This is a genomic window from Arthrobacter flavus (assembly GCF_039526005.1).
Taxonomy (GTDB): Bacteria; Actinomycetota; Actinomycetes; order Actinomycetales; family Micrococcaceae; genus Arthrobacter_D; species Arthrobacter_D flavus.
This window is the reverse complement of record NZ_BAAAIJ010000013.1, coordinates 1-12,929: the sequence shown is the minus strand read 5'-3', so window position 1 is coordinate 12,929 and position 12,929 is coordinate 1. Positions and strand designations below refer to the sequence as shown.

The following is a 12,929-nucleotide window of genomic DNA, read 5'->3' as shown; positions in this document are numbered from 1 at the left end:
CCGTGGCCATTGCACCTGGCATCGAGGAAGAGGACCCCAATGACTGGGGTCCCTGCTTATCCGCTGCGGAGTGGCGGCTGATGTACCTGCGGGGGCTCACCCCAGATAACATCGCTCAGCTATGCCGAGTCCCAGCTAAACGCGTGCGTAGGGTCATCCGGAGCTTTGAGAGAACGCAGCCAGAATCAGCCGGGAAACGACTAGTGCTGAACGACCGTCCCGCGCTCCCAACAGCAGCTGAATTGCCAAAGAAGGCACCTCGTCCGTCGTGGGACGCGCATCTGCAGGGTGTGAAGAACTTCCAGCGGCGCCATGGAAGATTGCCACGCACACTCTCCAAAGACCCTATAGAACAGAGGCTTGCTGTTTGGGTCGCCGGCCAGCGCAAACAAGTCCGCAAAGGATCCCTAGATATCGGGCGCCAGCAGTTGCTCCGATCAGCGCTCGGAGACTGGATCGGTCCTCCGCGCCTGCAAGCTGAAAGTACCTTGTGGGAAAAGCGCCTCACTGAAGTCATTGATTTCATTCGCAGCGAAGGACATGCGCCACATTTTCACTACGGCGTCGACAGGTTCGAAAACATCCTGGCAACCTGGCTAGTCACCCAGCGCGGGCTCTACCGACAAGGCACACTGGACCCTGGCAGGCGGCAACTGCTGGACCAACAGATACCCGGTTGGGAATCCGCGCGGCAATGGAATAGCGGAATCTCGCGCTGCACTACATCTCCTCGCTAGCCTCGCCTATGACGTCATCACGCGCTACCTGAATGACAAGGCTATAACCGAGGTCGAGGATCTCATCACCGCAAAGCGACGTAGCCTTTCAGCCTCCGGCTTTTACCGACTGTTTGAAGGTGGACGATGGCTCGACGACATCACGTTGCCGAAGCATCTAAAGTCATCATCAGTCCGCCGAGTGCTGAAGGAGAAGTGGCTCGCCGAAGCTGATTTCACCCGGAGCCATGACCAAAGCAATATCACGCTGATGCGACTTGAAGTCATTGCCGAAGAACTGACGGAAGCTCACCTAGATGATCTCCTCGGGCGCCCAACGGTAGACAGCTACGGTAACGATCAGGAAGCGGGGATGCTCCCCTTCATGGAATACATGCGAGCGAAGTACCTAGAAAAATATCCCTTCCAAGGTAAAGCAATTGGTCGAGAGCAAACATCGCGATTATGCACAGCGACGCTAGATCGAATCACTGGACAGGAGACACCGACGGGCGTTGTCGTAGCTGTGCCCGACGCGCTTGGCGCTCTCACATATAACCATCTGGGCGTGCTGCCGGCGCTGGGCTGAGCCTACCCGTATGCAACAGAAATTCTTCTTGTGATGGTCTTGATGAGCACAGAGTTGAAATATGATCCATGACATCTCGTTTCGCCGAAAGGAACTCCTTGCTAGAAATGAACCCAACCGTGGTGGAAAAAGTAGTCGTCCCCCCGCGCCCGCTTAATGTGCAATTCATAGATAACTGGGCCGACCGTTTGTACCCGCTACCGGGGATGGATTACGGACGCACCCGTGCTATCGCCAACTATGTCGAAGCAGTGGGGCGACTGACCCTAAAGAGCGAGCAACTTGCAAACACTGCCGGATTCTTAACGAGCCTGACGCTACGAAGCATACCGCCCGCTCACCATCAGCACGAAGTGTTCGATCTCTACGAAGGCTACTTCCAGGGCCTCTATAAGACCCTGTCAACCCTGGCAGCAATAACCGTCAGATTTCAGACAGTCTATGGAGATTTGAAGGTTCGAAGTATGAAGAAATTCTTGGACGCAGTCGCAGATAAATACCCGGATGCGAAAGCTGCGTGTGAGCTGCTCGAAATGGCCCGCCTTTATCGGACTCACCTCGATCATCCAGCTGGAGACGCAGTGTCGAACTGGCTCAGCTTTCGCAACGAGGACGGGCGCGGACTGCGCATTCTTTTTTACGGTTACAAAAGCAATTCTGGTGGGATTCCGAAGGGGGCCGAACTGATCACGTTCCCTTTTCCAACGGACGCCGATTGGGTCTACGACGCACCCTTCGTCCCTTACGTAAACCAGGCCCTCCGCGACTTAACCGAAGCGCTTTTCAGCGAGCTGGAGCGACAAACTTTGTAAAAGTGCAAGATCGTGGTGAATGCCCACACCCCAGGGTGCGGGGCTGAAGCTTCTCTGGCCTAATGGAAACGCCGATAACACCCAGTTACGTACGCTCATGTCCGCGTGCTTCCGCGGTCAGATCAACATCAGGTCCTGTCACCTGATGTTGGTGAAGGTAGTGTCTGAAGAGGTCAAGTCGACCTCGTCTACCCAGACCTCGGACGACTGAATCGGTCGGCCTGTTGTCTGCGCCGACCGAGGCTCAAGCAGGATGCAGCAGTGCACGTAGGTTTCGGTTATAGCCAGCAGTTGAAGCTCATCGCCTAACCAGGACCAAGTGGAAGGTATTTATCGACAGCCTAAGTATTGAGCGGCAACGTGAAGCAGATCAGGCCAAGGCCCGATGGTACTGACTTGGCCACCGGCCTTTCAGGTCGCCAGCATCGACTCGCAGCTTGAAATACGGATCCCGAAGCAAGGCCCGTCCCACTAGAACGGCCTCCACGCCTCCATCCAGGGCAGCTTCCACAGCCACCGCATCAGCGATCTGGCCGACCGGCGCTACTGGCAACCCGGAGGCTGCAGCAAGCTGAACGGCATAGTCAACATTGAGTCCCGTGCGCTGGGGTGGTGGCGCCGTCGGGATTAGAGCTCCTGAAGAGACATCCAGGAGGTCGATACCCAGGTTTGCCAACTCGGATGCAAAGACTGTCGCTTCCTCGAAGCTGATTCCGCCGTCTGCCCAGTCCGTTGCGGTCATCCGCACAAACACCGGCTTATCCTCCGGAAAAGCTTCGCGCACAGCCTTCGCTACTTGAAGAGCGAGCCGCATCCGGTTCTTCAGCGAACCGCCATAGTCGTCGGACCGCTGGTTCGCTAGTGGTGACAGGAATTGGTGCAACAGATACCCGTGCGCTGCATGGATTTCCACGACGTCGTATCCGGCACGATCCGCTAGACGAGCAGATTCCGCGAAAGCTTCCACGACCACATCGATGTCCGTCACGGTCATCTCCCGCGGCACCGTCAGTGCACCAAATGGGACTGCCGAAGGAGCCCACGGGGTCCAACCACCATCTTCGGGTGGCACCGGGCTGTTCTGGCCGCCACCCTGCCACGGCACCTGATGCGAGCTCTTTCGCCCCGCACACTGCAGCTGCACCGCAGGAATGGCGCCGCTACTTCGAATGATCCCCGCGAGACGGCTATGCGCTGCCATCTGGTCCTCGCTCCAGAGACCCAGATCCGCGGCGGTGGTTCGATGATCGGGACCGATGGCGGTCGACTCCACCATCACCAGCCCACATCCGCCGACAGCACGGGAACCGTAGTGCACCAGATGCCAGTCGGTCGGCACACCATCGGCCTTGGCCGAGTACTGACACATCGGCGACATCCAGACCCGGTTGGGGATGGTGACCCCGCGCAGCGTAAGCGGAGTATTCACAGCGGTTCGGCTGGTGGTTTCCATCAGCTTCGACCACCCTGAGCCAACGCGACTGGTTCTTTTGCTGCGGCAGACAGACCAGCCAGCAGTCCGGCTGCGAGGCAGGTGCGTTCCAGCATCCCATCGATGCTGATCCACTCGGTGCGGGCGTGCGCGCCGTCGCCCACCGCGCCCAAACCATCTAGCACCGGCAGGCCGAGCGCTGCCGCAAAGTTGCCGTCGCTGGCGCCGCCCACCGAGGTCTCCTCCAGCGGGAACCCCAGCTCTCCGGCAACGGCGAGCGCCTCGCCAAAGAGGCTCGCGGTGTCTTCGGACCGCACCATGACCGGCCGGTTCCATCCGCCGGTGACCTCCACGGATGCCTTGGCGTTGTGTGGAGTCAATCCGGCCAACACCCCATTGATGCGCTGGGCTTCCTCATCGGAGGACACCCGCACATCGAGGTTGGCGGTTGCCAGACCAGCCTTCACGTTGGTACGGGTGCCACCCTTGAGCAGACCCACGTTCAGCGTGGTGCCGGCCTCCAGATCTGCCGCGCCGTGCAGTTCGAGGACCAGGCGGGCGATCTCATCGATCGCGCTGACCCCAGCGTCGGGATCAAGACCGGCGTGGGCTTCTTCACCGCGGACCTGGACCTGGAAGATGCCCACCCCCTTGCGGGCCGTCTTCAACGCCCCGTGCGCACTCGCTTCAAACACCAGCACGGATTCGCCGCGCACCACTTCTTCCTCAATGACGGGACGGGAAACAGGGCTGCCGATCTCCTCGTCACCGTTAAGGACCAACCGCAGGTTCGGCCGGGGCAGCCCGAGAGATGCTGCGGCTTTCATAGCCCAGACCAGCTGGATCAAGCCGCCCTTCATGTCGAAGGCACCGGGTCCGGTGAACCTGTCGCCGTCAACAGTGGCCGGCCAGTCGGCCAGGGTGCCGGCGGACCAGACGGTGTCGTAGTGGCACAACGCTGTGACCCAGGGGCCGGCGTCGTCGTCGGCCGGATAGTCCAGGATCGCTATGTCACCCAGCTCGCCGCCGTCGACCATGCGACGGGACGCGGGATCGCCGATCCGGCGGCGCAGCCATCCTTCGATCCATTGCAGGCCCTGATTCAGTAGGTTCTTGTCATCCGAGGGGGTTTCGGCGCTGACGTAGTCGGAGAGGTCCTGGACCATGGTGTCGCGGTGCTGGGCAACCCAGCCGGGCAGGGAATCGAGAGTGCTCATGCGTGGGCTGCCGCCTTCGTGTCGAGAGCTGTCAGGTGCTCTTCGGTCATCTGGATGGACTGGGTTTCCAGTTGCTGAATCAGAGATACCAGTTCGGTCAGCAGGGGCGTAACGATGCCATGCTGTTTACCGAGCTCGATGACCGGCAGATACTGGGTCGGCACCTCGGTCGGGCGTTTCCGCACCGCAATGTCGCGCCAGATCCCGGAACGGGTTTTCGTCTGGGTAGCGAGCCACGCAACGAGAGCATCCGTCGCCGCAGCATTGCGGGCCGGATCCATGCCCCGCCGGTAGCACTCCGGATCGAACGCGTCGAAGCCCTCCAACTCAATCCCTTCCTTCGCCGCGACATCGAAAACCTCGGCCGCGAGGCCGTTCATAGCAGGCCGATGGGCGTCGATCAGTTCGCTCATGTCGCGGTCGGCGAGTGCCGTAGCCACGAGCATGGCACCGAAGCCAAGCTTGGACCACAGGAAACCCGCCACATTGTCCGTCACCACGGGTGTCCCCCAGTGCTGGAGGTCCTCGGCGAGCTGTCGGGTGCGGTCACTGGGTCCGCCGGTGTATTCGCCGAGCGCCATGCCTCCGCTGCCACCGTCTTTGATCACTCCGGGCTCGAGCACGTCGGCAAACAGGTCGACGAACGCCGCTACCGTGCGTTCCATGCCGACGTGTGAGGCGATGGTTGCCTCGTTGAGCCCGTTTTGCAGCGAGGCAACGAAACCGTCGGAGGAGAGCCGTGGAGCGATCCACGCGACTGCCTTATCAGTGGCCTGCGCCTTAACGGCAAGGAGGACGCGGTCCAGCTGCGCCGGTGCATCGTCGAGGCCGTACACCGGCACATTGGCAGTGAGCGTGCTCTCCGGGCCGCGGACCTGGAGCCCGTTGGCTCGGATCGCTGCGACATGCTCGGGATCGGCGTCGACCAGTTGCACCGGCACACCGTGGGTATGCAGGTGAGCCGCAAGGGTGCCACCGATCGCTCCCGCGCCGACCACTGTGTAGGGGGAAGGGTTAGTCATGCTGTCCTTTCGGGGAATCCGTGCCCTGGGCTGGCCAGTGCAGCGGAAGGTTCATGGCACCGGCGGACGATCCGCCGTCCACGCGCAGTACTTCTCCGGTGATCCATTCGGCCTCGTCGCTGGCCAGCCAGAGGACGGCCCGGGCAATGTCGTCCGGTTCACCCCGCCGTCCCAGCGGATTGCCGGAGACCGCCGCCGCGTAGTCCTCGGTGACGGGGTTGGCTGTGCTGTCCACGGTGACGAACCCGGGTGCCACGGCATTAACGCGGATGCCTAGCGGACCCAGTTCCAGGGCTGAGGCCCGGGTGGCCATCTCCAGCGCCGCCTTCGACGTGGAGTACGGGGCGGCGCCGGGGCGTGCCCGCAACGCTGCGCCCGAGGAGATGTTGACGACGTTGGCCGTCCGGCCGGCGTCGATCACCCGGTTCGCGAGAGCCACGGTCGCGAGGACCGGAGCCCTGGTGTTCAGGGTGGCGACGGCGTCCCAGGTGTCAGCGTTCAGGTCCAGGAACGGCGTCGCCGGGTACACCCCGGCCGAGTTGACCAGGACATCCACGGGATCGGAACCCCAGGCCTCGTCGATCATGGCCTGGGGACCGTCCGCAAGCCGGAGATCGGCGGTGATGGTGCCGACGTCGTCGGACCCTGCCTGGGTGCAGGCGGCGGCCACGTCGGCGAGCGCCTCAGCGCTGATGTCAACGAGGGTGAGCCGCTCCCCCAGGCCGGCAAACCGCAGGGCGATCTGCCGGCCAATTCCACTGGCCGCACCGGTGACTATGATGTGGCGTCTCAATCGAGCTTCTTTCCCTTGGTTTCGGGCATCGTCAGGTAGACCACGACGCCGATGGCCGCAGCGATGGCGCAGTAGAGCCAGACCAGATCGCCGTACCCGTTGGTGTTCATCCAGGTGGTGATATACGGCGCGGTGCCGCCGAAGATGGCGACGGCCAGGGCATAGGGCAGGCCGATGCCGGTGGCGCGGACCTCGGGTGGGAACTGTTCAGCCATGATGACAGCACAGTTAGCGGAGTAACCGAGGAGCAGGATGACGCCGATCAGTTCGATGAGGAGCAGCATCCAGAAGTTGCCATTCAGCATGGCGAAGGCTGGCCAGGAGAACAGCAGGAACCCGGCAGCGAAGGCGGTCATGGTCGGTTTGCGGCCGATCTTGTCGGACAGGATGCCGGCGAAGGGCAGCAGGACCAAAAAGACACCGACGGCGATGAAGTTGGCGGTGAGAGCCTGGCTCAGTGGAATCCCGGTGGCGACGGCAGCGTAGGTCGGCATGTAGGAGACCCACATGTAGTAGAGCAGGGTGCCGGCGATGGTGATGCCGAAGACCCGAGCGGTTTCCTTGGGGTGCTTGGTGAACATGGTGAAGACCGAGTTGCGGCGCTGTTCGGTGGAGGATTCCGCCGCTGCCTTCGCGTTGGTGAAGGAGTCGGTTTCCTCAACGGAGGACCGCAGCCAGAGGCCGACGACGCCCAGCAGAGCAGCGAGGATGAAGGCAAGCCGCCAGCCCCATGAATCCAGCGCCTCGGGTGAAAGAGTCGACGTGATGATGGCGCCCATACCTGAGGCGATGAGCACACCCGCACCCACGGATACCTGCTGCCATGACCCGGCGAACGCACGACGGCGGGGAGCCGCCGACTCGACCAGGAACGCCGAGGACGAGCCGAACTCGCCGCCAGCGGAGAAGCCCTGGATCATGCGGGCCGCGACCAGGATCATCGGAGCCAGGATGCCCACCTGCTCGTAGGTCGGCGCAAAGCCGATGACCGCCGTCGCAGCCGCCATCATGCCGATGGTGAGGACCAGGCCCTTCTTACGCCCGTTGCGGTCAGCGTAGATCCCCATTACTGCCGCGCCCACCGGGCGCATGATGAAGCCGACGGCGAAGATCGCCAGCGTGGCGAGCAGCGCCGCTACCGGATCGCCCGGCGGGAAGAAGTGGTGGGCGAAGATGGAGGAGAAGGTGGTGTAAACGGCCCAATCCACCCATTCGACGGCGTTGCCGATTCCGCCGGCAATGATGGCTTTTTTCCCCCTGGGGGAAAGCTTGGTTTGGTGGACCTCTTCATGTGTGGTCTGAGAGCTCATGGGGTGTCTGTCCTGGTATCGAGTTGGGATGCGACATGGTGTGCCAGATCGGCGTGAGTGGTGACCCAGACGTCGTCGAACGAGCGGATGTGCTTCATCAGTTCGTCGAGAACGATCAGTCGCGAACGGTGGCCAATGATGTGGGGGTGCATAGTGAGCTGGAACGTGCCGCCCACCGCGTAGGCGGCGTCGAACTCGTCCTTCCAGATCTGGATCAGCTCGCGCGGCGGCATATAGGGACGCAACGAGGCGAAGCGGTCCATCATCAGGTACGGGGCATCGTCCCGGATCCATTCGACGGGGATTTCCACGACGCCGGTCGGCTGCCCGTCTGCGAGGAGTTCGTAGGGTTCGTTGTCGGCCATTAGCGATGAGTCGTACTCGAAGCCCAGCTCCTGGATGACCCGGAGGGTGGAGTCGGAGAAATCCCACGAGGGGGTGCGGATTCCTGTGGGCCGGCTGCCCGATTGGGTCTGCAGGACGTCGACCGCCCGGCCCAGCAAATCCAGTTCCTGCTCGTAGGTCAGGAGCGTGTTGCGTTCGTGGATCCAGCCATGGACTGCCACCTCGTGGCCGGCGGCGACGTAGCCGGGTACCTCGTCCGGTCGCAGCAGCGCGCACACGGCGGGGATGTAAAACGACGCCGGCGCCTCGTGCCGCTTCAACAGATCGAGGATACGCGGGACGGCAACCCGCGCCCCGTATTCTCCCTGGGCCATCTTGCCGGGGGAGGTCTCGCCGTCGCGCAGGGCGGGTGTCTCGTGGTCAGAGTCGAAGGACAGCAGGACGGCAGCCTTCGCGCCGCCCGGCCACCGCTGCGCGGGGTCTGGATGTGCAAGTGGCTTCCCTGCACGGACGCTGTTGACGTGTCCGCGCCATTGGGATTCTGGCCAGCTCCACGGTTGGGAGTCATTCATAGGTGCTCGTTTCCTCGATGGAATCGTGGTGGGCCGAGCCACATTCGTGTGGTGCAGCTCTCACCTAGAACAAGTTAGATGAGATCTGTCACTCATGCAAGACTGAATGGCTAATTCGGTCATCAATTACATGTTTCATGATTATTTCTTCTTAAAAGAGAGTTCTCATGGGCCGGTTGCCCTGTATTGTCGAGCTATGGCTCCTGTAAAAGCGGCAGTGACGGCGTCGACACCTGACCGCAACACCTCCTCGGTCCCCCCGCATGAGCCGCCGCCCATGGATCAAACGGATCTGGATATCGTGGCCGCACTGCAGATTGCTCCCCGCGTTCCTGCCAACGCCCTCGCCGACATCCTGGGCGAGCCGGCCAGCACTATTACGCGGCGCCTCAAGCGCCTGCAGCAGGACCGGCTCATGAAAGTCATCGGGCGTTTCGCGTGGCCATTAGTGACCTCTGGGAATCCACGTCAGCTGTGGTTCAAATGCCAGCCCGGGCAGGCGCTGGAGGTTGCCGAGAAGCTGAGGGGCTTTCGGGAGATCCAGTTTCTGTTGGTGACCTCGGGTAGCGCTGATATCTACGCCGACCTCTATCCCCTGCACGGGTCGGACATCAATGAGCTGCTCAGCCGCAGTGTCCCCTCGATTCCCGGCGTCGCGTCCATCGAGAGTCAGTTGGTGCTCGAATCGAAACGAGTGGGACACTCCTGGCGACTAGACCGACTCAAACCCGAGCAGGTTGCCGCCCTCGAGGTGCACCGGGTGCCGGTGAATAAGCCGCCCATGACGTCGATCGATGAACTAAGCGATATTGAGTTCGGTACGCTCCTGCAGCTGGGTCAGAACGCGCGGGTGACTGCTGCCGAGGTAGCCCGATCATTGAACATCAGCAGCTCTTCGGCCTACCGCACCATCCAACTACTCCTCAACAACGGTTCCATCTCACCGCGCGTCGAAATGGAACCGGCGGCGGCCGGGTTTACCTTGCATGCCATCATTTCCCTGCAGGTGAAACCCAAGTTCATTGCTGCTGCCCTGGAAAACCTCAGCGTCAAAAAATCAGCCCGCATGGTGTCCATGGTGACCGGAAAGGCGTCAATCATTTATCACGGGACCTTCAGGGGGCCGGATGAACTGGCGCATTTCATCACTGACGAGATCGGTGCGCTCTCCGGCATCCAGTCCATCGACACCTGTGTGGGACTGAACGTCCTGCGCCGGTATTGGATGGACCGCGACGGAGAGCTGATGGGCGACCAGGTGGAGGGTCTTCTGACCCGGTAGGCCTACTGTCGGGTGGATCCGCGAAGAGTCCTGCGGTCGCGCCAGGCGCCGGTGGACCACAGCGCCCACGCCACCAGAAGCGGCTGGAAGAAGAGTCTCGTGAGGCGGGCGGAGTCGGTGTCCAGACCGAAGGCGTCGACACCGTCGACGTACTGGGCGATATTGCCCGGGAACACCGCCACAAAGAAGGCTGCCACGATCCAGCCGATGTGGACGCGCCAGCGTGGGAGGAAAATCAGCGCTGCTCCCAGAACCACCTCGACGATGCCTGACGCCACGACGACGAAGTCGGTATCAAGGGGCATCCATGAGGGCACCTGGGCGGCGAATTCTTCACGGGCAAAGAACAGGTGTGCCGTTCCGGCAAAGAGCAGGAAGACGCCGAGCACAATGCGGGCGGTGGTTCGGAACGGAGACAGGGCGGGAAGGACGGTCACGTGGGAAGCCTAGCAGCGGCGCCTGAGGACCGGGATCCCCAGGCGCCGCGCTACCGAGGTAAGTTACGGGGCGCCGGGGAGCGACTCGCAGACAATACCGTCTTTATCCCGGTCAAGCTTTGCCACGTCTCCGTAGTAGGGGAAGTACTTCTCGTACCAGTTCTGCGCTTCCCGCCAGGTGCTGAAGTCATCGCAGTTCTTCGTATCGCCTGGGTTACCCGGCTTTGGCTTGGGCGTCGGCTTCGGAGTTGGTTTCGGCGTTGGCTTGGGAGTCGGTTTGGGCGTCGGCTTCGGCGCGGGCGCCGGAGCAGGCGTGGGTTTCGGCGCCGGGGTCATGACCACGGGAGCTGGCTGGGTAACTGCGGCAGGCTGCCCGGCACAGTTGTTCAGCACACCGGCCATGGCGTCGCGCTCCGCCTGTGTCACCCACAGGCCGTGGATGGCCTTGGCCGAGATCTGCCGCGAAACGTAGGTGCAGCGGTAGGAGGTGTTCGGCGGCAGCCAGGTGGCCGCGTCGCCGTCGCCCTTTTGACCGTTGATCGGACCGTCGGTGGCCTGCAGGTTCAGCGGATCGTTGGCGAACATCAGCCGCTGGTCGGCGCTGAGCTGCTGGGCACCCTTCTGCCAGGCATCGGACAGCGCAACAACATGGTCGATCTGCACCGCTGTGCTGGTGGCGGTTCCCCGCACAAAGTTGATCAGTGTTCCGGTGTAGGGGTCGTTCAGCACGCCGGTGGCGACCTGACAGTTGCCGGAGGTGTAGGTGATGTTGGTGAGTTGGAGCTTCAGCATGTCGTTGCGGGTGTCGCAGCCGTTGTTGTCGGTGTCGAACCAGGTGGGCCCGAAGTTGTCGCGGTCGTAGCCGGTCTTGGGAGCGCGCCCCTTGACGGGGATGGACTGCAGCACCTGGACCGCCGTCGACCCGTAAACGGCCGGACGGTTCAGCGGAAGCTCGGTCTTGGTCCGATACATGAAGGCTGCCATCGCGTCCCGCTTGACCGGTTGCAGGGGCAGGAAGCGGCCATCCGACCAGCCGGTGGAGATTCCAGTGTTCGCGAGCCAGCTGATCTCTTTATAGAACATGTTGGCGGTGGGTACATCGCGGAACGCGCTGGTCTTCGACGCAGTGAATGCTGGCTTGACGGAGAACCGGTAGAGGAACGCTGCCATGGCGTCCCTGTTGACTGAGCTGAGCGGCTTGAAGGTCCTGTCCGGGTAGCCGGTGGTGATTCCCTGGGACGCGAGCCAGTGGATCTCTTTGTAGAACTGGGTTCCGACCCGCACATCGGTGAACCATGACTGCGTGGGAGCCTTGTAGGCCGGCTCTCCGGCCAACCGGTAGAGGAAGGCTGCCATCGCGTCCCTCGCTACCGACTGCAGGGGACGGAATGTGCCATCCGGCCAGCCCTTGGAGATCTCCTGATCTGCGAGCCAAGAGATTTCGGTATGGAACTGGCTGGTGGACGGGACGTCGCGGAATGTCGGCGCGGCGCTGACTTGGCTGGGTGCCACTAAGGTACCGGCGCTGATGACCAGCACCGCAAGCATCATGAGGGCAGCTCTGATTGGTTTCACTTGTTCTCCATGGAGTGATAACGCGGACGAAGTTGATACAACGCGATACACAGGTAGAAGAACTTGAACGCCTGGACCCCCCAGCGCATGATGTCCCCCGGCTCATGCTCGTGGTTGAAGCATACGGGTATGGAGCAAGCTCTTAACGGGCTTCACCAAAAGGCCACGGCTAGGGTCAAAGTAGGTCGCTTGGTGAACACCCCCACAACGCGAGCTGCCCTCTCAATCAGCGAGATGATTGAGAGGGCAGCGAGTTGTGTAGGTGTCAGGTTCTTACTGCATGACTTTTTCGGATGCGATGGTTGTCTCGTCGATATGCTGAGGGGCTTTCACGAGACAAGCGATGCTCAATGCGCACATGGCGATGAGAAGGAATATCACCGGAACAATGCTCCCGGTTTCTCGGAACACCAGGGTGGCAACAACCGGCGAGATTCCACCGAAGATCGCCCCAGAGACCTGGTAGGCCAAGGAGATGCTGGTGTAGCGCGCCTGGGGACGGAACATCTGGGAGAGAACTGCCGCCACCGGTCCGTAGGTCGCCGCCATCAGCAATCGCATGAGCGCAAAGACCAGGAAGATGAGAAACACCGAGTCAGAGGACACAACCAGAAACTGCGGTGCGGCTAGCAGCGCGACGCCGATCAGCCCCCAGACCACCACCCGGATCCGTCCGAAACGGTCACCGAGCCAAGCCATACCGAGGGTTGCCACCAGCTCAACGACGGCGGCCACGCTCAGCGCGTGGGACTGCCCACGGTTTGGTTGACTCGTGGGGTTGATAGTTTCTTAGGCGGCTAGCACCATGTTGTTGATTGTCTCAAACT

13 protein-coding genes are annotated in these 12,929 nt (G+C 61.8%); 4 read left to right on the top strand and 9 right to left on the bottom strand.

What is annotated here, in order from left to right:
- Positions 1–80 precede the first annotated feature (80 nt).
- The 3 genes from ABD059_RS17720 (at position 81) to ABD059_RS04970 (ending at position 2,117) form a co-directional block, all read left to right on the top strand.
- Complete coding sequence (locus ABD059_RS17720) at positions 81–737, top strand: helicase associated domain-containing protein (RefSeq protein WP_377959603.1); 657 nt, start codon at positions 81–83, stop codon at positions 735–737.
- 181 nt (positions 738–918) lie between these two features.
- The gene (locus ABD059_RS04975; RefSeq protein WP_343878216.1) at positions 919–1,305 is read left to right on the top strand and encodes a hypothetical protein; all 387 of its coding nucleotides are present in this window, start codon (positions 919–921) and stop codon (positions 1,303–1,305) included.
- 107 nt (positions 1,306–1,412) lie between these two features.
- The gene (locus ABD059_RS04970; protein ID WP_343878215.1) at positions 1,413–2,117 is read left to right on the top strand and encodes a hypothetical protein; all 705 of its coding nucleotides are present in this window, start codon (positions 1,413–1,415) and stop codon (positions 2,115–2,117) included.
- Positions 2,118–2,487: 370 nt separating this feature from the next.
- Here ABD059_RS04970 and ABD059_RS04965 read toward each other — a convergent pair whose 3' ends face one another.
- The 6 genes from ABD059_RS04965 to ABD059_RS04940 are packed head-to-tail and all read right to left on the bottom strand — an operon-like array spanning position 2,488 to position 8,808.
- On the bottom strand, positions 2,488–3,546 hold the full coding sequence (locus ABD059_RS04965; RefSeq protein ID WP_343878214.1) for an NADH:flavin oxidoreductase/NADH oxidase: 1,059 nt from the start codon (positions 3,544–3,546) through the stop codon (positions 2,488–2,490).
- Positions 3,547–3,569: 23 nt separating this feature from the next.
- Positions 3,570–4,766, bottom strand: a complete 1,197-nt coding sequence (locus ABD059_RS04960; RefSeq protein ID WP_343878213.1) for a M20 family metallopeptidase — start codon at positions 4,764–4,766, stop codon at positions 3,570–3,572.
- Positions 4,763–5,788: a ketopantoate reductase family protein gene (locus tag ABD059_RS04955; protein ID WP_343878212.1), complete on the bottom strand. Its 1,026-nt coding sequence runs from the start codon at positions 5,786–5,788 to the stop codon at positions 4,763–4,765. The genes ABD059_RS04960 and ABD059_RS04955 overlap by 4 nt, the downstream gene beginning before the upstream one ends.
- The gene (locus ABD059_RS04950; protein ID WP_343878211.1) at positions 5,781–6,581 is read right to left on the bottom strand and encodes an SDR family NAD(P)-dependent oxidoreductase; all 801 of its coding nucleotides are present in this window, start codon (positions 6,579–6,581) and stop codon (positions 5,781–5,783) included. The genes ABD059_RS04955 and ABD059_RS04950 overlap by 8 nt, the downstream gene beginning before the upstream one ends.
- A complete protein-coding gene (locus ABD059_RS04945) occupies positions 6,578–7,891 on the bottom strand; it encodes an MFS transporter (protein ID WP_343878210.1) in 1,314 nt (437 codons plus the stop codon). Before ABD059_RS04945 ends, ABD059_RS04950 begins: the two co-directional genes overlap by 4 nt.
- Positions 7,888–8,808, bottom strand: coding sequence for a polysaccharide deacetylase family protein (locus ABD059_RS04940; RefSeq protein WP_343878209.1), 921 nt, complete (start codon positions 8,806–8,808; stop codon positions 7,888–7,890). The genes ABD059_RS04945 and ABD059_RS04940 overlap by 4 nt, the downstream gene beginning before the upstream one ends.
- 196 nt (positions 8,809–9,004) lie before the next feature.
- Between ABD059_RS04940 and ABD059_RS04935 the strand changes: the two genes are divergently transcribed.
- The gene (locus ABD059_RS04935; RefSeq protein ID WP_343878208.1) at positions 9,005–10,090 is read left to right on the top strand and encodes an Lrp/AsnC family transcriptional regulator; all 1,086 of its coding nucleotides are present in this window, start codon (positions 9,005–9,007) and stop codon (positions 10,088–10,090) included.
- Positions 10,091–10,092: 2 nt separating this feature from the next.
- On the opposite strand, the gene ABD059_RS04930 is transcribed toward ABD059_RS04935, so the two are convergent.
- From ABD059_RS04930 to ABD059_RS04920, 3 genes are all read right to left on the bottom strand, one after another.
- The gene (locus ABD059_RS04930; RefSeq protein ID WP_343878207.1) at positions 10,093–10,527 is read right to left on the bottom strand and encodes a DoxX family protein; all 435 of its coding nucleotides are present in this window, start codon (positions 10,525–10,527) and stop codon (positions 10,093–10,095) included.
- A gap of 63 nt (positions 10,528–10,590) precedes the next feature.
- Positions 10,591–12,102 (bottom strand): S-layer homology domain-containing protein, encoded by a 1,512-nt coding sequence (locus tag ABD059_RS04925; RefSeq protein WP_343878206.1) that lies wholly within the window; start codon positions 12,100–12,102, stop codon positions 10,591–10,593.
- Positions 12,103–12,375: 273 nt separating this feature from the next.
- Positions 12,376–12,843 carry an MFS transporter gene (locus ABD059_RS04920; protein ID WP_343878357.1) on the bottom strand — a complete coding sequence of 156 codons (468 nt, stop codon included), beginning with the start codon at positions 12,841–12,843 and terminating at the stop codon, positions 12,376–12,378.
- Positions 12,844–12,929: the final 86 nt, after the last annotated feature.